This is a genomic window from Archangium violaceum, assembly GCF_016859125.1.
In the GTDB taxonomy this organism is placed as follows: Bacteria; Myxococcota; Myxococcia; order Myxococcales; family Myxococcaceae; genus Archangium; species Archangium violaceum_A.
Genome location: NZ_CP069338.1, coordinates 6,477,211 through 6,494,677, shown reverse-complemented (window position 1 = coordinate 6,494,677; position 17,467 = coordinate 6,477,211). Strand labels below are relative to the sequence as shown.

The following is a 17,467-nucleotide window of genomic DNA, read 5'->3' as shown; positions in this document are numbered from 1 at the left end:
TGCACCATGGCAGGAACACGAGCGCCCGCCGTCTCTTTCTCGGTCAAACCGCACGAGCCAGGGCAACTGGTCGTCAGCCGTTTCATGGGAACGGAGGCGCTGAGCCGCCCGTACGAGTTCCGAGTGGACTTCCACCCCCTGGCGCCCGAGCCGCTGGAAGCCCAGGAGATGCTCGGAAGCGAGGCGCTGCTGAAGGTGGAGCTGCCTGATGGCGGCGCTCGCTACGTGCACGGGCTGGTGCGCGCGGTGGACTCGCTGGGCCAGGAAGCCGGGCTCTGGCGCTACCGCGTGTGGGTCGTCCCCAGGGTGTGGTGGCTGAGCCAGGTGAAGCGCAGCCGCATCTTCCAGGGCAGGACGGTGCCGCAAATCGTCAAAGCGGTGCTGGAGGAGGGTGGCGTGCAGGTGAAGCTGTCGCTGAGCGGCAGCTACGAGGCGCGCGAGTACTGCACCCAGTACCGGGAGACGGACTTCGCCTTCGTCAGCCGGCTGATGGAGTGGGAGGGCCTCTTCTACTTCTTCGAGCACACCGAGGGCGGGCACGTGATGGTGGTGGGCGACAAGCCCAACGTGCACGAGGCGCTTCCAGGCGGAGCGAAGCTGCCTCTGCGCGACAACGACCGGCGGGCGGCGACCGGGGAGTTCGTGTCCTCGCTGCAGCGGGTGCACCGGATGAGGCCGGGCAAGGTGCACCTCAAGGACTTCGATTTCGAGAAGCCCGCGCTGGACGTGTCGGGCAGGACGCAGGATTCCAGCAACGGCCAGGACGCGCTGGAGGTGTACGACTACCCGGGCGAGTACGTGGCGCCCGCGGTGGGCAAGGGCGCGGCGAAGGTCCGCCTGGAGGAGGCGGTGCAGGCGGCACGTACGCTGGAGGGCGAGGGAGTCTGCCCCCGGCTGACGGCGGGCTACCGCTTCGAGGTGGAGGACGAAGGCACCTACGCCGGCGAGTACGTGGCGGTGGAGGTGGTGCACTGGGGCCGGCAGCCGGAGACCCCCGGACACAGCGAGGCGCCAGGCAGCCTGTACCGCAACCACTTCAAGTGCATGCCATCCAGCGTCCCCTTCCGGCCGAGGCGGACGACCGCCGTGCCGCACCTCATGGGTTTGCAGACGGCCACGGTGGTGGGGCCCTCGGGAGAGGAAATCCACACGGACGAGCACGGGCGCATCAAGGTGCAGTTCCACTGGGACCGGGAGGGCCAGCGGGACGACAAGGCCTCGTGCTGGGTGCGCGTGAGCCAGACATGGGGGGGCCCGGCGTGGGGCGCGGTGTACCTGCCGCGCATCGGCCAGGAAGTGGTGGTGCGCTTCCTCGAGGGCAACCCGGACAGGCCCCTCATCGCCGGCACCGTCTACAACGGGGGCAACCCCACGCCCTACGCGCTGCCGGACGACAAGACGAAGTCCACGCTCAAGAGCGCCTCCAGCCTGGGCAGCGACGGCTTCAACGAGTTCCGGATTGAAGACGCGGCGGGTGAGGAGGAGATCTTCACCCATGCCCAGAAGGACGAGGACCTCGTCACCGAGAACGACAAGTCCCAGCACGTCGTCGGCTACGAGGACCTCCTGGTGAAGAAGGAGCGCCAGCGCACCATCGAGGGAAATCAGACGCTGAACGTCCAGCTGGACGACACGGGCCTCATCGAGGGCAATCAGTCCCTCCTGGTGAAGGGCAACCGCACCACCTCGGTGTCGGGCAGCCACTCCGAGGACGTGGAGGGCAATCAGTCCATCACCGTGGCCCAGGAGCTCCAGGTGGACGTCCTCCAGACGTCTTCGGAGAGCGTGGGCGCGGCCAAGGCCACCACCATCGGCGCTGGCTCCATCGTCAATGTGGCGCTCGCCTACAACGAGGCCGTGGGCGCGGCGTTCCTCGAGCAGATCGGCGCCGCCCACACCGAGCTCGTCCTCGGCAGCCGGCAGGAGACGGTCGCCAAGGACAAGGAGACGAAGGTGGGGGGTGATTTCCAGATAGAAGTCACCGGGGTCTGCACGCTCACCGTCGGCAAGGACTCCAAGACCCAGACGGGGCTCGACACCGAGGTGACCGTCGTCGAGCCCTCGAGCTGGCTGGCCAAGACATTCAGCCTGTCGGCGGACAAGTTCTCCGTCATCGTCGGCGACAAGCTGTACCTCTGCGTCGAGAAGTCGGGAGCCATCACGCTGGCCGGCAAGACCATCACCCTCGACGGCTCCGCCGTCACGGCGAAGGGTGGCAAGGTCAAGCTGCTCGGGGCCGGCTCGGTGTCGGGCAGGTCCGTCAAGAACAAGGACATCGAGGAGCTCCCCGACGCCGACCCGAAGAAGCCCCACATGGAGTTCGAGCTCAAGGACGAGGAGGGCAAACCCCTCAAGGACGTGGAGTTCGAGATCGAGCTGGAGGACGGCACGAAGAAGAGCGGCAAGGTCGACGCCAACGGCCGCGCGCGCGTCGAGAACGTACCGCCCGGCAAGTATTGGATTTCCTTCCCCAAGCTGGATGGAAACCTCGGCCGGGGCTGATGACAGGAAGACCGTCCCATGCCCAAGACACACAAGGTTCAGCAGGGCGATACCCTGACCAGCATCGCGGAGAAGTACGGGTTCGTCGACGACTGGCAGGCCCTCTACCAGGCCCCCGAGAACGCGGCGCTCCGCAAGAAGCGCCCCAACCCGATGCTCATCTACCCGGGCGACGAGGTGGCCATCCCCGCGCGCCCGCCCACCCGCGTCCAGGGAGTCACCGGCGGCCCGCAGAAGTTCCAGCGCCAGCCGGCCGATGGCCTCGGCCTCATCAAACGCGCCCGGCAGCTCAGTGCCGAGTACATCCGGCTGCGCGACAAGTACATGACCTGGGTGTCCGACAAGGAGCGCGCGAGCTGGTTCTCCATCGCGGAGTGGACCCGGTCCCTGGTCAGCCAGGACGCGGATGCCTACGGCAGCCGTGCCAACAAGGCCCGGCTCGAGAAGTTCCAGGAGGACTACGAGAAGGAGGCCCAGCCCCAACGCGAGGCCTACGAGTCCAAGTGCCGCGAGCTGGTGAACCTGATGCTCATCCAGTCCTTCAAGCGCCAGTTCGACACGCTCGCGGACGAGGATCGGGCCCAGTGCTACGCGGACCTCACCGAGGCCTTCAACGAGTCCAACGTGGGCCGCACCTTCATCCTCCAGGAGCTCAAGAAGGCGGAGAAGAGCGATCCCTCGGCCCTGCTGACCGGCGTCTTCAAGATCATGAAGGAGGCCAATGGTGCCTTCTGGAAGTGGCTCGCCGAGTTCGCACCGACGATCGTCCGGTGGAAGCAGGAAGAGGCGCTGGGGTACATCGAGCACCTCATCATCCAGCGCGTGCGGGGCATCTCGGTGGACCTGCTGCGCAAGAAGGTGAACCTCTACGAGACGACGACCATCGTGCGCGTCCGGCAGACGTTCACCATCACCGTGCTGACGCCCGAGCACATCCGCCTCAACGAGACCCCCAACGCCCAGCGCATCAGCGGTTTCCTGAACAAGGCCTTCGAGGCCATCAACCTGGCGCTCGCGCTCAACGAGCTGAGCAAGAAGCAGGGCACCAAGGAGATCCTCTCCGCGGTGGGAGCGGTCGCGGCCATGCTGGAGCAGTTCAAGTCCGTGACCACCGTGCTCACGGCGCGCAAGTGGATGCGCGTGGCCGGCGCGGGCACCGAGGCCTCGGTGCTGGCGATCATCACCGGCGTGTGCGACGCCGTCACCGGCAGCATGGACGCCTGGGACCGCGCCTCCAAGGGTGACTACGACGCGGCCCTGCTCTACGGGGCGGGCGCGGCGGGAGGCGCGGCGGCGGCGGTCGGCGCCTCGCTCATCGTCTTCGGCGCGGGCACCTCCTGGACGGGCGTCGGCGTGGTGGTGCTGCTGGCCGGGGCCATCGTGTCCCTGGGAGCGGCCCTCGCCTCGGTGTTCGGCAACTTCGATGACACCGCGCTCCAGCTCTGGGTGCTCAACAACCGCTTCGGCAACGATGGCGATGACCCCGCCAGTGAGTTCCGCGAGTGGAAGAACAACCCCACCAGGCAGCTCGAGGGACTCAAGGACGCACTCGCCCTCGTCGAGTTCGAGGGCAGCTTCAGCGAGGAGCGGCATCAGATCGTCATCAAGCCATCGATGGTGCTGACGTGCTCGCAGGTGCGCATGACCATTGGCGCCGCGTGGGACCTGGGCGGGTACCAGCACTGGCGCAACCGCCTGCTCGACGAGCGCAGCGCGTCCCTCAAGCTGGAGGGCAACCGGGTGACGGAGATCACCATCACCGTGCCCCAGCCTCCAGGTCAGCGGAAGCAGGTGCTGTATACGGAGCTCCGCGTGGAGATGCTCGTGGACGCCTACAACGACGGCAAGACGATGACGTACAAGCGCTCGGCCAAACTGTCGCCGTCGGTGACGGAGAGGATCCGCTCATGGTTCTGACGCCCCCTCCTCCTTCGCGAGCCCTGGCGGCCATCTGCTATGTGGCGGCGCTCGGAGCGGGTGGACTCGGCGTGTTCCTGCTGGCGCGGGTGCTGCCGGGGGACGGCTCGCAGCAGAAGCGACTGTTCTTCATCGGGCTGGCGGGGCTGTCCCTGTCCTTCGCCGTGCTGATGGTGGCCGTGGCCGAGCTGGGCCGCCGCGGACTGCTGCTGTGGCGGAACGAGGGCGGGAAGCTCATCGGACAGGTGATGTCCACCGGCGAGCAGGTGTTCATGCCGGCGCGGGGCCCCGCCCGGGTGGAGGTGGAGCTGCGGCCCCTGTCCAACGGGGTGCACGCGGAGCAGTACTCCGTCTGGCTCTTCTCGCCGTTGTTCGGCCCGGTGCGAATGGGAGCGGGCGGTGGTGGGAACGTGGAGGTCGTGCGTGAGCGGTGGGGCGCGGCCACGTTCTCCGCGACGGACGCGGAGCTTCCGCCTCGACCCCCACCGGATAGCGGCGTGGAGGTGGAGCCCGATGGGCGGTGCCGGGTGCCCGCCGGATGGGGCCCCTTCGCGATGCTGTTCCTGATGTCCGGACTGCTGGTGGTGCTGCCCGTGGTGGCGCTCGCGCTCATGTCGTCCGGGCCGGGAGGCCAGCTGTTCGCGGCGGCAACGGGCATGCTCGCCGCCGCGGTGGCGCTCTTCACCAGCCTGTACGCCTTCTCCCACTGGGAGCTGCGGGTCGAGCCGGACGGAGTCCAGATACGCCGCCGCGTGGGGCCGCTGTCCCTGGGCTCGTGGCGGCGGTTGCCCGGGGACCTGCGGTTGGATCTGTCCCGCGCACCGCGGATTTCGTGGGTCGACAGCTCCGGACGGGTCTGGTTCCGAGTCCTGGCCCTCGTCCGGCGTCCAACGCTGACCGGCGTCCTCTGGCTCACGGCCGCGCTGCGGCGCACCAGCGGCGCGGACGCCCGCTCCTGGCGCGCATGAGCCAGCGCCAGCCACTCACCCCTGCTCGAGCAGCAGCTTCAGCTCGCGCACGCGCCGGGTGATGTGGTCGCGGTCCAGCCGGCGGAAGCTCTCGGGCAACAGCTCGCGGCTGGTGCACTCCTGCACCGCCACCAGGTTCTGCAGCTCGATCTCCAGCGGGTAGCTCGGCGGCACGAAGTCCTCGAAGACAGCCTTGAGGTCCTCCACCGTGGCCTGCTCGCGCCCCTGGGCCAGCGCACGGAAGCGCGTGCGCACCAGCACCGCCTCCATGTCCGCGCCGCTCAGCTGGCGCGTCCCCGTCGGAATCAGCTCGGAGATGGACGGCACCTCCAGCTTCAGGCCCGTCTTCTTCTGCATCACCTTGAAGAGCTCCTCCCGCTCCTCTTCCGTCTCCGGATAGAAGAGCGCGAGGTGTTCCTCGGCACGGCCCTGGCGCTTGAGGTCGATGGGCAGCAGGTCCGGCCGCGCCGTCATCAGGAACCAGACGATCTTCCCGCGGTACACCGTGTTGCCCATGAACGAGGCGATGGAGCCGAACACGCGGCTGCTCGTCCCCGAGTCCCCGCCCGAGTCGCGGTTGCCCAGGAACGTGTCCGCCTCGTCCACCATCACCGCCACCGGCCAGAGCGCCTTGAGCAGGTTGAAGATCTTCTCCAGGTTGGCCTCGGTGACGCCCTGCCACTGGCTGCGGAAGTTGAGGAACTTCACCACCGGAATGCCAATCTCTCCCGCGAAGCAGGACACGAGGAACGTCTTGCCCGTGCCCACCGGGCCGCTCACGAGGTAGCCCATGGGCATCACCTCGATGCGCCCCTTCTTCAACGCGTTGGCCGCGTTGCGCAGCATCTCCTTGGCCTTGGCGTGGCCCGCCACCGCGTCCAGCGTGTGCACCGGCTCGATGAACTCGAGCAACCCGTGGCACTCGGCCTGGATGAGCTCCTTCTTCTTCTCCTTGAGGAGGTCGGAGGTGATGCGCACGCCATGCTCGAGGGCCTCGGTGAGCACGCGGTCCAGGTTGATGCGCGACAGGCCCGCCGTCATCTTCGCCAGGCCCGCCAGCGGCACGTCCGACACCGCCGCCAGCTTCTTGCCCTCCAGCTTGTAGCGCACGTACTCGAGCCGCTCCTCCTCCGTGGGCAGCGGCAGCTCGATGGGCGCCACGTAGGGGTTGCGCGTCAGGCGCTGGGACATGTCCGCCAGGTTCTCCGCCAGCAGCACCACGGACACGTCGCCCGCGAGGAACTGCGGGTCGTGCGCCCACTTCTCCAGCGTGGCCAGCACGAAGCGGTCCTCGGCGGACAGGTGGCTCATCTCCCCGCCCGGCACCAGCGTCTCCGCGAAGTCGATGATGAGCGCCAGCGACTTGCCCTCGCTCACGCGCATCCGCAGGAAGTTCTCCAGAATCTGCAGCGCCCGGGCCGGATCCCTCGGCAGGCTCTTGGCGTAGTCCGTGCCGTAGAGCGCGTCATAGCCGGCCATCGTCCGCTGCAGCTCCTTCTGCGTCTCCGGAGAGGCGGAGCGCACGCCGGACGAGCGATCGTAGAAGAGGACGTGGTCGCGCCCGCCGAAGAGCTCCTCGGAGAGGAAGGTGCGCAGGGGGCCGAACCCCCGGCTGCCATCCTCCTGGGTGGTGGGCTGGAGGTCCCTCACCGCTCCGTAGAGGAGGAACGTGCTGACGGTCTTCGTGTAGTACTTCTGGGCCAGCTTCCGAGCCCACCCGGGTAGATCCGCGAGCGGATCCGCTGCATCCACCTTGCGTGACTTGGTCACGGACACACCCCTCCGGCCCCTTCCCGGGGCGCTCGCGCCCACCCCGGCCGGGTGGGCATCTGTCTGATTGCCAGGCTACTTGCAGCCGCGCTGCTTCTTGAGCCGCGCCTTCACCTGGGCGGCGACCCCCCCAGCGGGAGTCACATCGACGTTCACATCATCATGGCAACGCAGGCGCAGGGCCACCTGTTTCACGTTCAGCGGCAGGCGCACCCGCTTCGGGGTGGTGCCCCACTCCTGGCCCCCCGCGACGATGGTGGCCCCCGAGGGCGTGGACAGCACTTCCACATCGAAACCGTCCGGCTCGAGCTTGAGCTGCACGTCCAGGGCCTTGTCACCCGCGGCCGGGGTGATGCGCTGCTGGGCTGGCTTGAAGCCCGGGGCGCTGGCGGCCACCAGGACCTCCTCGTCCGCCGTCAGCTCGCCAATGTAGGTCGAGCTGTTGCCCTTCTCGCGCACCACCTTGCCACCCACCGTCAGCTCGGCGTCGGCGGGCTGGGTGACAATCACCACGCGCCCCATCCGCACCTCGCGCTCGAGCTTCACCTCCACCGGCGTGGGCGTCATGCCCTCGGAGATCACCACCGTCTGGGTGAAGGGCTTGTAACCCTCGGCGCTCACCAGCACCACGGCGGGGCCGGCCTTCACCGACTGGAGGATGGGACCGCTCTTGGGCACGTCCTTCAAGTCCTGGCCGCTGACATTCACCCGGACCGGGCCACGCACCTCCTGAGGCAGGTGCATCAGGATGAAGCCGGTGGGCTCCGGCCGCGTCATGACGAAGCCCGCCACACCCGCGATCATCAGGATCGCCAGGGCGGCGAGCCCCGCGACGAGAGGCATGCGGTTGGATGTCTTGGTCGTCGGGGCCGGAGTCGGGGCCGGGGCCGGAGCCTGGGCCGCGGCGGCCCGCGCGGCGGCGGCCTGGCGCAGCGGCGTGGCGGGGGTGAGCGCGAGCGGATCCTCCTCCTGCTCCAGGTCCTCCTCCCTGATGGGCGGAGGCGCCACAGGGACCTGCTGGGACGGCCTGGGGGCGGCCACGGGCATGGACTGCGAGGGCCTGGACGGCATGCCCACCGACGAGTCGGAGACCGGAGGCTCCGAGCGAACGCGCGGAATCCCGTCCATCGTGTTACGGCCCTGCCGGGCCACGGTGGTGCTCTCGGCGGAGGGCACCGACGTGAGCGTCGGAGGCCTCGGCGGAGGCGACATCACCGGAGGCATCCGCACGTTGGAGACACGCTGCGGCGGCTGCTCGTCGATGATGGGCGCGCGCGGCACCTCCACCGGCGTCACCATGCGGCCGGGGCCCACGAGCCCGGGCTGGGTGGTCGGCTCGTCGAAGTACTCGGAGCTGCTCACCACCTGCGTGGCACCGGACTCCTCCTCCGGCGGGGGCGGCGCCACGGGCGTGGGCGTCACCTTGGGCGCGGGCATGGCGCCGAGCGTGGGGGAGCGGCGGACGCCCGCCAGGGACGGCGTGGCGGGCATCGGAGCCGACACCGCGGGCTGGCCCGTCAACGACGGGGTGGCCGGTTGCGGCGCCGACGAGCTCCCACTGAAGCCCATCTCGATGGCGGCCAGCATGCCCTCGGGGGGCTTGATGTCCGAGTACTCCAGCAGCCGCTGCTTCTCGCGCTCCACGTCCTCGGCGAAGGTGGACTTCATGTACTGCATGAGGTCCTTGCGGCCGAAGATGGACTCCGAGGTGAGCAGGAAGCGCTGCAGGTCGTCGCCCAGCTCGTTGGCGTACTGGTAGCGCTCGTCCACGTCGCGCGCGAGCGCCTTGAGGACGATCTTCTCCAGCGTCTCGGGGATGCGGCGGTTGTACGTGGAGGGCGGGGCCACCTCGGCCTTGCGCACCTTCTCCAGCACGCTGAAGTCGCTGTCGCCCACGAAGAGCCGCTCGCCGGTGAGCATCTCGTAGAGGCACACGCCGATGGCGAAGATGTCCGAGCGCCGGTCCAGCGGCAGGCCGCGGATCTGCTCCGGGCTCATGTAGCCGAACTTGCCCTTGAGGATGCCGGCCTGCGTCTTGGTGGCCTTGCCCGCCGCCTTGGCGATGCCGAAGTCGATGACCTTGACCTCGCCATCGAAGGAGATGAGGACGTTCTGCGGCGAGATGTCGCGGTGGACGATGTTCAGGTCCCGCCCCATGTTGTCCTTCTTGCGGTGGGCGTAGTCGAGCCCCTCGCACATCTTGGACACCACGAAGGCCACCAGCGGGACGGGAGCGGGCTCACCCTTCTTCCGGCATCGGTCGAAGATGGCCCGCATGTCCTTGCCGGGGATGTACTCCATCGCGATGAAGTAGCTGTTGGAGATCTGCCCCAACTCGTAGATCTGCGCGATGTTGGCGTGGTTCAGCTGGACGCTGATCTTCGCCTCATCGATGAACATCGTGATGAACTCGTCGTCCTCGGCGATGTTCGGGAGGATGCGCTTGATGGCGACGAGGCGTTCGAAGCCTCCCGCTCCAAACATCTTTCCGCGCCACACCTCCGCCATGCCGCCGATGTTGATGCGGTCGAGGAGAAGGTATTTCCCAAACGGGATGGGTTGCCGCTTCGGTTGAGTGGTCGTCACGGGCGTACGTGGCTCGGGGTGGATGGCCGAGCCTATCGACCGCGCCTCCACAGGGTCAACCGCGCGAAGTTGCGCACATCGAGAAGGCTCCCCTGCCCCGCTCAGGGTGTGGGGGCTGGCGCCACCACCCCGGCGTCCAGGGACTCCTCGGACCCGACGGGCGCCGGAGCCCCGATCCCCCCCTGGAAGGGGAGCTCCGCCATCCCACTCCCCTCGCGGAGTACGGGCCGCACGACCGCCACGTGCGGCTGTCCCTCGACGGAGAACACCGCTGGGAGGCCGAAGCGCTCGCCCGCCGGGAGGCCAACCAGGGTCACCCAGGCCTTCTCGTGACCCGGGGCCACGCAGTAGATGACCGTCCCCACCGCCAGTCCTGGAGCTTCCAGGACGGGCCCCTGGCACTGCTCACGCACCTGGAGCGACCAGGCGGGCACACGCTCGCCCTTCACCAGGTATGGCGGCGGGGCGAGCTCGTCGAGCAGGGGTCTCAACACCGCCGGCTCCGAGGGAACCGCCTTCCCGTTGGCCAGCGCCGCGGCCTTCTCCTGGAAATGGTCCAGCACCAGGGAGGCCACGTCCTCGGGAAGCAGGGGAACCTGCCCCTCGGCGAGCACCAGGTCGAAGAAGAGAGCGCTCACCAACAGGATGGGCAGCAACCGGTAGCCCTTGAAGCCCTCGGCGCGGCCACGCACCAGCCCCCAGAGGACGAGCCCGAGCGCCACGCCCGTGGCGGCCAGCACCACGGCGGGCCACACCAGCGGAGGCGGCGCCAGGAAGGCGGACACCTCCGCGGTCCGGGCGCGCAGGGAGTCCCACAGGTCCCCTCCGTAGAGCCACGCGAGGGTGAACAGGCAGACGATGTTGGCGAGGAGCGTCTTGAACGAAGGCAGCTTCATCCGGCGAGCGTTCGGGCGGGGTCGGTGGCGGCGGCCCTGTGGCTGGGGAACCAGGCCCCGGCCACCGCGGCCAGCAGCCCGAGCACCACTCCGCCCACCACCACGGTCCAGGGGAAGGAGAAGAAGCTCTCGGGCTTGAAGGGGAACTGCGGCAGGTAGGAGGCCGCGAGCCGATCGATGAGCAGCGCGAGGAGGAGCGCCGCGAGGGTGCCCAGGAAGCCCCCGATCAGCCCCACCACCCCCGCCTCGGCCAGGACGATGTTGCGCACGTCCGAGCGAGAGGCGCCCACCGCCTGCATGACGCCAATCTCCTTGGCCCGCGCGCGCACCGAGGCGCTCAGCGCGTGGGCGATGTTCACCGCCGCGAGCACGCAGATGAGGATGGACAGCAGCGCCAGCGCGGACGTGGTGAGCGTCACCGCCGCGCCCACGTTCTCCGCGAGCCGCCGCTCCTGGTCGTCGATCTCCAGGCCCATCTCCTTCACCGCGGCCACGATGGCGGGCACCGCGCCGGGGCTGCTGGCCACCAGCGTGACACCCGTGAACGTGTCCGCGTCCTGGCCCAGCTCGCGGTTGAGGCGGATGGCCGTGTCCAGCGGCAGGGTGACGCCCGCGAGCAGCGCCCGGTCGGACGCGCCCACCACCTGCAACTGGGACGAGATGACCGGGGCGTTCGGCTGAGGGGCGGCCACGTAGGAGCGGTTGAAGTCCACCGGGAAGGTGAAGCCAACGAGCATCCCCGGCGCGAGCCTCGGCAGCTTCCGGGCCGGAGCGAAGGTGTTGTTGTAGATCTCCAACAGCCGCGTGGAGATGAGGACCGGCAACGGCTGGCCCGGCCCCGGATCGACGAACTTGCCCATCTGCACGTCGCCCTCGACGAGGCCGGGGTCCACGCCCACGGCGAGCACGTCCACACCCATGCGCAGCCTGCGGCCGAAGAAGTCCCCGTTGTAGAGGCTCGCCGCGGGGACACGCACGCTCATCTTCCGGTAGAGCGTCTCCACGTCCGGCAACGCCTGGAGGCGCTCCACCATGGCCGCGTCCAGCTTGCCGCCACCGAGGAACGAGCCGAGCGACACCGCCGGAGGCACCACGTCCACCAGCCTCGCGTCGTTGGGGAAGATCTTCTCGCGGATGACGCGGCCCACGCCCAGGCCCAGGCCCAGGAAGAAGACGAGCGCCCCCACCCCCATGGCCACGCCGAAGGCGGAGAAGAACGCGCCCCGCCGCTCGCGCGCGAGGCTCAACCGCACCAGCCGGGACAGCGCCGCCAGCCTCATGACACACCTCCCGCCAGCGCGGGACGGGGCTCCTCGACGAGCCGGCCCTCCTTGAGGCGCAACACGCGCCGGGCCGCCGAGCTCATCCGCTCCTCGTGGGTGACGGTGAGCAGGGTGAGGCCCTCGCGGTGCAGTTCCTGGAAGAGCGAGATGACCCCGGCGCCCGTGGCGGCATCGAGGTTGCCGGTGGGCTCGTCACACAGGAGCAGCCGCGGACCGGTGAAGAGGGCGCGGGCGATGGCCACACGCTGGCGCTCGCCACCGGAGAGCCGCACCGGCGTGCGATCCTTCTTGGCCAGCAGGCCCACCCGGTCGAGCAGGGACTCGGCGCGCTTGTGCGCCTCCGGGGAAGCGGGGCCGAAGTGCGAGGGCATCAGCACGTTCTCCACCGCGGACAGGTTGGGGATGAGGTGGAAGGACTGGAAGACGAAGCCCACGTGCTGGTTGCGGAAGCGCGCGAGCTCCTTGTCCTTCAGGCCGGACAGCTTCACGCCGGCCACCTCCACGTCGCCCTGGTAGTGCACGTCCAGGCCACCCAGCAGGTGCAGCAGCGTGGACTTTCCACTGCCGGAGGGTCCCACCACCGCGACGAACTCACCGTCCGCCACGTCGAGCGAGGCTCCATCGAGGACGCGCACCTCGGTGCCATCCCCGTCCCGGTACTGTTTGACGATGTCGCGTGCGCGTATCACTGGGGTGCCAACCAGAGGGTGAGCTCGGCCTGCAGGGCCTTCTCCTTCTCGGAGAGGCCCAGCGTCACCGCGCGAAGGTCATTCGTCGCGTCCAGCCAGCGCACCGTGGTCGCCTTGATGGCGAAGCCGCCAATGCCCCAGGCCTCGGAGGGGAGCGCCTTCACCGCATCGGACAGGCGCCGCAGGTCCAACACCGCGCTCAGCACCGGGCCCTGGAGCGACGCGCGCAGATCCTCGGCCACGGGGCTGTTGCCAGCGGGGCCCTGGAGCCGGGTGAGCGCCGCCTCGAGGCGGGACCGCGGCGCGGAGAGCACCACCTTGTCGCCCACCATGGCGAAGTGCGCGCCCTCTCCCTGCCGGTACGAGGTGAGGTAGACGCGCTGGCCGTTGATGTCCGAGGGCTTCACCTCGGCACCGAAGCGAGGCGCGATGGAGGGCAACTTCTCCAGCGTGGAGGCGAAGCCGGCCGCGTCCTCCGACTCGCCCATCACCACCATGTGCACGAAGCGGAAGGGGTTGGTGCGCCGCGGGTCCAGCAATGGAATGCCGGCCCCGAGCTGCACCGTGGGCGACAGGGACACGCCCGCGACGACGCCGGGCTTCAACTTGTCGAGTAGCTCGCCCTTCACGTCGAAGCCCGTCTCCTGCACGGCGCGGGTGACGTAGGAGCCGACGAGGTAGGGCCAGACGCCGTTCAACTGAGAGGGATCGCCCCGGTAGCGCGCCACGAGGAAGCTGTCCTCGGGAAGGTAGCCGAGCAGATCCGGCCCCTGCTGCGGGGTGAGCGCGGCGAGCGAGGCCTGCGTGTCGGGCCACGGCGTGTCCATGCGCAGCGTCACGGCGCGATCGCCGAGCGAACCCGTCAGGGTGACGGACTGGGTGGTCCCGGCCGGGACGAGGAGGCCGACGCCCCCTGGGAGGAAGGCGTAGAAGTCGCGCTCGGCGGGCAGCCGGTTCAGGGAGGCGGTGAGGAGCGGCTCCTGGAGGAGCGACTTCTCCGCGGGCAACGTGGCGTAGCTGGAGAGCTGGGAGACCATGGCGCCCGCCCCCAGCAGGGCGTAGCCCTCGGAGAAGAGGAGACCCAGCGCGGGCTGCTGCGCGCCGGACCTGCTGAAGGTGATGAGCGTGCCACCGGGGACCTTCTGCTCGGCGCGCTCGGAGGCCCCGAGTCGCTCCCGAGCGAGCCTGGCGAAGGTGTCCGTCAGGGCCTTCTCGTCCTTCACGCCGAGCACGGAGAAGGCCTGGTTGCCGCCGAGCAGGGCCGCGCCCGCGCCCCGGGCCGGGTCGATGCCAGCGGCCTCCATGGCCTGGCGGCTGCGCAGGTCCACGCCCACCTGCCGCATGATGCTGGAGACGTAGGACTCGGCGGTCCGGGCGTTCTGGAGCTGGGCGATGAAGTTGGCCAGCTTGAGGTTCTGGAAGCGCGCGAGCTTCTCGCCGAGGGCCCCGAGATCGGGGACGACGAGGGCGGCCGGGGCGCCACGGGGCAGGAAACGGGCGGGACTGGTCACCTTCGTCCCGCCCTGCTGCCCACCGCAACGGGAGCAGCCGGCGAACACGAGCAGGACGAGCAGGAGCCAGGAAGGGGCGCGGCGGTGCATGGAACCGGGAGTGCAGACGGCCCGGGGCCCGGAGTCAATTTCTTCCTGCGGGGTTCCCCTGAAAGGCCGTCCGGGGGCCGACCTTGCCCCTCCCCGAACAGTACTGGGAGAGCGGGCGCTTGACCCGCGACCCGGCGGGTCTCCTCACCAGATGTTGTCGGAGAAGAGGCAGTGGAGGAGCTTCACCTTGCCGAAGCTGGTGTTGCCCACCTGGAGGTCCGGCACGGAGGTGAAGAGCACGTCATTGGGCAAACGGACCGACCCGAAAGACTCACGAACGAGCGCATCCAGCTTCGCCTCGAGAGGTTGGAGCTCGGGAGGAAGTGGAGGGAACCAGGCCTCGGAGGCCGACCGCTCATCATCATCCAGCTCCACCTCTCGAGAAGCATGGAGGAGGTGCACCGGAGCCAGGATGCTCACGAACACCACGATGCACTTCCTCTCTCGCTGGGACTTCTGCGTGCCAGGCAAGTAGACCCGGACGTGGCGACTCGGGTCGTAAGGGAGCCCGGGCAATTCCCATTGTACGCATTCGGGGAGCTGCTCACGCACACGCTGCCGGAAGCCCATCCAAACCGCGTCATCCTGCTGTACTGTCTGACGCGCGGCCGCCAACCGCTTGTATTCCTCGCTCTGTCGATGTCGCGGCTCATCCCCATGGATGCCCGATGGGTAGTAGCGATGCACGAGCTTGATGAGGGACTCCGCGGAAAAACGCTCATCCATGCTGTCTACCCCTCAATCCTCAGGGAAGGATTTCGGCTCGATTCCCTGCCGAACGAACTTCGTCACCGTGGCGCCCCTGATGGACTTCACCAACAACCTCAACATCTCTTGCCGGAACTGCTGGCAGGCAAGTGCCGAAACGGTCTCGGGTCCACTCAGAATCAACTGGGCAGCCGCATCAGCGGCTTCTGACGCCCTCTTCTGCGCGACCGCATTCGAAATCGAGCGCTTGCAACGGCCTGTGCCGAGACACCCGGGATAGCAGGATGTTCACCTGGGCAATCTTCCACCCCCCAGGCTCTGGACCCTGCGCGGACACGACATCGTGGAACTCGAAAGCCGAGGGCGGGATGTGCCCGCCCGAAACGGTCGCGCACGCCTCCAGCAACAGCGCCAGCGCCGCCAGCAGGAGCACTCGCAGCAAGGAATCCCGCGTCATGTTGCCGTGCGCTGTCGGGAATCCCTCAGCGCACCCGCGTCCCGTGCGGCAGCGGGCCCGAGGTCTCCTCGGTGAAGTCGAGGAAGCGCTCCATGTCCCGCACCGTCTCGTCCGTGGCGTGGGCCTCCGCGCTGAGCGCCTCGAGCTGCCGGTTGACGCTCTCCGGATCCCGGATCGCGATCGACTGCTCGTGCGTCAGCCGCATCAGATCCTCGATGCTCGCCAGCTGGTGGCTGACCACCTCGCGGCTCTCGCTCGCCTGCTCGAAGCGCGACAGCCGCCGCTTCAGGATCTCCAGCCGCTTCTCCTTCACTTCCTTGAGCCGCGGATTCGTCTCCTGCGCCACCTCCGCGTCCAGCGTGCGCACATCCTTCTCCAGCGACTGCCGCTCCGCCGAGTTGAGGTACGTCCGGTACTGGTTCAGCGTGGAGATGAGCCGCAGGAACGAGGTGAGCAACGCGTCCAACCGCTGCTCGCTGCTGGCCGCCAGCACCCGTCCTCCGGGCAGCTTCGCGTAGTTGGCCAGGATCTTCTCCTTCAGCCCCACCAGCTGCTGGTAGTGCTCGCGCTGAGAAGCGGCCAGCTCCGCCAACAGCGCGTCCACCTGCTGCCGCGCGGCCTCCGCGTCCTGCGTGTCCGGCGTGCGCGAGCGCACCGCCCGCCGGAAGCGCTTCGAGGAGGACACCACCCCCAGGTACAGCCCCTCCACCCCGAGCGCCACCAGCGCCGGCAGCGGTTCCCCGGTGAGCGCCGAGGAGGCCCCCGCGGTCAACAGCCCCACCAGGTTGGCGGGCATCATGAAGGCGGCCTTCAGGAAGTTGGGTGTGCGGGCCACGGAAGTCCTCGCCAGCGAGGCGCCTCGCGGTTCAGAGGGCTCAGGGCCCTCGCGCCTCCGACACGTATTTCAGCGCGCCGAGGTCGCGGGTGTCCTCGGCCGGCGGAGCCACCGCCGTGCGCCTGATCTTCTGGTAGAGCGCCGAGGCGCTCTGGAAGAGCTCGTCATAGGTGACGGGCGCCTCGCCGGAAAGTCCGAAGAAGGCCCGATTGTCCGCCAGTGTCGCCGGGGGCGCGCTGCGGATGGCCTCCGTGGGATCTCCCAGGTAGGGAGCCACCTCGCCCAACAGCCGCGCCGCGGGCCCTGGCTCCTTCTGGACGCTGGCGCCGGCATCCAACAGGCCACGGATGATCCGGCGGACCGCGTCCGGGTAGCGCGCGGCGTAGTCACCCCGGGCCACCAGCACCGTGGCCACCAGGTGCGGCGCGTCCGCCGTGGTGGCCAGCACCGTGCCCCCCCGATCCCGAGCGGCCAGTTCCACGTCACCCCACAATCCCGACACCGCGTCCGCCCTGCCCTCGCGCAGCGCCCGGCCCGCGTCCAGCGTGGAGGGAAGATCCACCCACCGCACGTCCGTCATGCGCAGGCCCGCGCGCGACAGCACCCACAGTGAGAAGTAGTACGAGGCGCCCGAGGTGTACACGCCCAGCCGCTTGCCGCGCAGCGAGGCCAGGTCCGGCACGCCCACCGCCGCCAGCGCCTCCTGGCCGCGGCTGCGCCCCACCAGCATCACCGTGCGGGGCGCCGCGTCTCGCAACGACGGCAGCCAGGCGGCCAGCCGGTCCACCGAAATGGCCGCCATGTCCACCCCACCATGCTCCGCGCCCACCGCCAGCGCCTGCCGGAGCTCCTCGTCGGTGGCGAAGACGACGGCGCGCGCGTCCATGGCGTACGCCGTCTTCAGCACACCCTGCGCCGCGCCCGGAGGAGCCCCGGGGTTGTCCAACGTCGAGGCCCCACCGGTGGCCAGGAGCAGCGCCGCCGCCGAGCCGCGCGCGGTGAAGCCGATCAGCGTGGGCCGCAACGGCACCGACGCCAGGTCCGCCACCGGGGCCGCCACTCCCGCGGGGAAGTCTCCCGGCGATAGGCGCACGGCCTCCTTCGCCGCCGGGAAGAAGCGCGCCTGGAGGCGATTCAGGTAGCCCTGCCTCGAGGCCACCAGGTACACCGCCCCCAGGAGACACAACGCCAGGAACGGATAGAGGCCGGGTCCGCGTCTCACTGCCATCCGAGCGGCCTCCTCCGTCCCCTCGTC

The 17,467-nt window shown here is 69.2% G+C and carries 12 protein-coding genes; 3 read left to right on the top strand and 9 right to left on the bottom strand.

The window, feature by feature from the left end; translation table 11 throughout:
- The first annotated feature begins 6 nt into the window (after positions 1-6).
- The 3 genes from tssI to JQX13_RS27750 are packed head-to-tail and all read left to right on the top strand — an operon-like array spanning position 7 to position 5,387.
- Positions 7-2,502 (top strand): type VI secretion system tip protein TssI/VgrG, encoded by a 2,496-nt coding sequence (gene tssI / locus JQX13_RS27760; RefSeq protein ID WP_203402499.1) that lies wholly within the window; start codon positions 7-9, stop codon positions 2,500-2,502.
- 18 nt (positions 2,503-2,520) lie between these two features.
- Complete coding sequence (locus JQX13_RS27755) at positions 2,521-4,419, top strand: LysM peptidoglycan-binding domain-containing protein (RefSeq protein WP_203402498.1); 1,899 nt, start codon at positions 2,521-2,523, stop codon at positions 4,417-4,419.
- Positions 4,410-5,387 carry a hypothetical protein gene (locus JQX13_RS27750; RefSeq protein WP_203402497.1) on the top strand — a complete coding sequence of 326 codons (978 nt, stop codon included), beginning with the start codon at positions 4,410-4,412 and terminating at the stop codon, positions 5,385-5,387. The genes JQX13_RS27755 and JQX13_RS27750 overlap by 10 nt, the downstream gene beginning before the upstream one ends.
- A gap of 15 nt (positions 5,388-5,402) precedes the next feature.
- Here the strand turns inward: JQX13_RS27750 and JQX13_RS27745 are convergent, their stop codons facing one another.
- From JQX13_RS27745 to JQX13_RS27705, 9 genes are all read right to left on the bottom strand, one after another.
- Complete coding sequence (locus JQX13_RS27745; RefSeq protein ID WP_203402496.1) at positions 5,403-7,157, bottom strand: ATP-binding protein; 1,755 nt, start codon at positions 7,155-7,157, stop codon at positions 5,403-5,405.
- A 75-nt stretch (positions 7,158-7,232) separates the two neighbouring features.
- Complete coding sequence (locus JQX13_RS27740; protein WP_203402495.1) at positions 7,233-9,743, bottom strand: serine/threonine protein kinase; 2,511 nt, start codon at positions 9,741-9,743, stop codon at positions 7,233-7,235.
- Between the two features lie 101 nt (positions 9,744-9,844).
- The gene (locus tag JQX13_RS27735) at positions 9,845-10,639 is read right to left on the bottom strand and encodes a hypothetical protein (RefSeq protein WP_203402494.1); all 795 of its coding nucleotides are present in this window, start codon (positions 10,637-10,639) and stop codon (positions 9,845-9,847) included.
- A complete protein-coding gene (locus tag JQX13_RS27730; RefSeq protein ID WP_203402493.1) occupies positions 10,636-11,919 on the bottom strand; it encodes an ABC transporter permease in 1,284 nt (427 codons plus the stop codon). Before JQX13_RS27730 ends, JQX13_RS27735 begins: the two co-directional genes overlap by 4 nt.
- Positions 11,916-12,611 (bottom strand): ABC transporter ATP-binding protein, encoded by a 696-nt coding sequence (locus JQX13_RS27725; RefSeq protein WP_203402492.1) that lies wholly within the window; start codon positions 12,609-12,611, stop codon positions 11,916-11,918. Before JQX13_RS27725 ends, JQX13_RS27730 begins: the two co-directional genes overlap by 4 nt.
- Complete coding sequence (locus tag JQX13_RS27720; protein ID WP_203402491.1) at positions 12,608-14,212, bottom strand: hypothetical protein; 1,605 nt, start codon at positions 14,210-14,212, stop codon at positions 12,608-12,610. The genes JQX13_RS27725 and JQX13_RS27720 overlap by 4 nt, the downstream gene beginning before the upstream one ends.
- A 144-nt stretch (positions 14,213-14,356) precedes the next feature.
- Positions 14,357-14,938: a hypothetical protein gene (locus JQX13_RS27715; RefSeq protein ID WP_203402490.1), complete on the bottom strand. Its 582-nt coding sequence runs from the start codon at positions 14,936-14,938 to the stop codon at positions 14,357-14,359.
- A 464-nt stretch (positions 14,939-15,402) separates the two neighbouring features.
- The gene (locus JQX13_RS27710; RefSeq protein WP_203402489.1) at positions 15,403-16,212 is read right to left on the bottom strand and encodes a hypothetical protein; all 810 of its coding nucleotides are present in this window, start codon (positions 16,210-16,212) and stop codon (positions 15,403-15,405) included.
- 40 nt (positions 16,213-16,252) lie between these two features.
- A complete protein-coding gene (locus JQX13_RS27705; RefSeq protein ID WP_203402488.1) occupies positions 16,253-17,440 on the bottom strand; it encodes an ABC transporter substrate-binding protein in 1,188 nt (395 codons plus the stop codon).
- Positions 17,441-17,467 lie beyond the last annotated feature (27 nt).

Excerpts from the sequence above, each read along its gene's own strand:
- JQX13_RS27755 (WP_203402498.1), top strand. The coding sequence starts at position 2,521 with ATGCCCAAGACACACAAGGTTCAGCAGGGCGATACCCTGACCAGCATC.
- JQX13_RS27735 (WP_203402494.1), bottom strand. The coding sequence starts at position 10,639 with ATGAAGCTGCCTTCGTTCAAGACGCTCCTCGCCAACATCGTCTGCCTG.
- tssI (WP_203402499.1), top strand. The coding sequence starts at position 7 with ATGGCAGGAACACGAGCGCCCGCCGTCTCTTTCTCGGTCAAACCGCAC.
- JQX13_RS27730 (WP_203402493.1), bottom strand. The coding sequence starts at position 11,919 with ATGAGGCTGGCGGCGCTGTCCCGGCTGGTGCGGTTGAGCCTCGCGCGC.
- JQX13_RS27750 (WP_203402497.1), top strand. The coding sequence starts at position 4,410 with ATGGTTCTGACGCCCCCTCCTCCTTCGCGAGCCCTGGCGGCCATCTGC.
- JQX13_RS27715 (WP_203402490.1), bottom strand. The coding sequence starts at position 14,938 with ATGGATGAGCGTTTTTCCGCGGAGTCCCTCATCAAGCTCGTGCATCGC.
- JQX13_RS27705 (WP_203402488.1), bottom strand. The coding sequence starts at position 17,440 with ATGGCAGTGAGACGCGGACCCGGCCTCTATCCGTTCCTGGCGTTGTGT.
- JQX13_RS27720 (WP_203402491.1), bottom strand. The coding sequence starts at position 14,212 with ATGCACCGCCGCGCCCCTTCCTGGCTCCTGCTCGTCCTGCTCGTGTTC.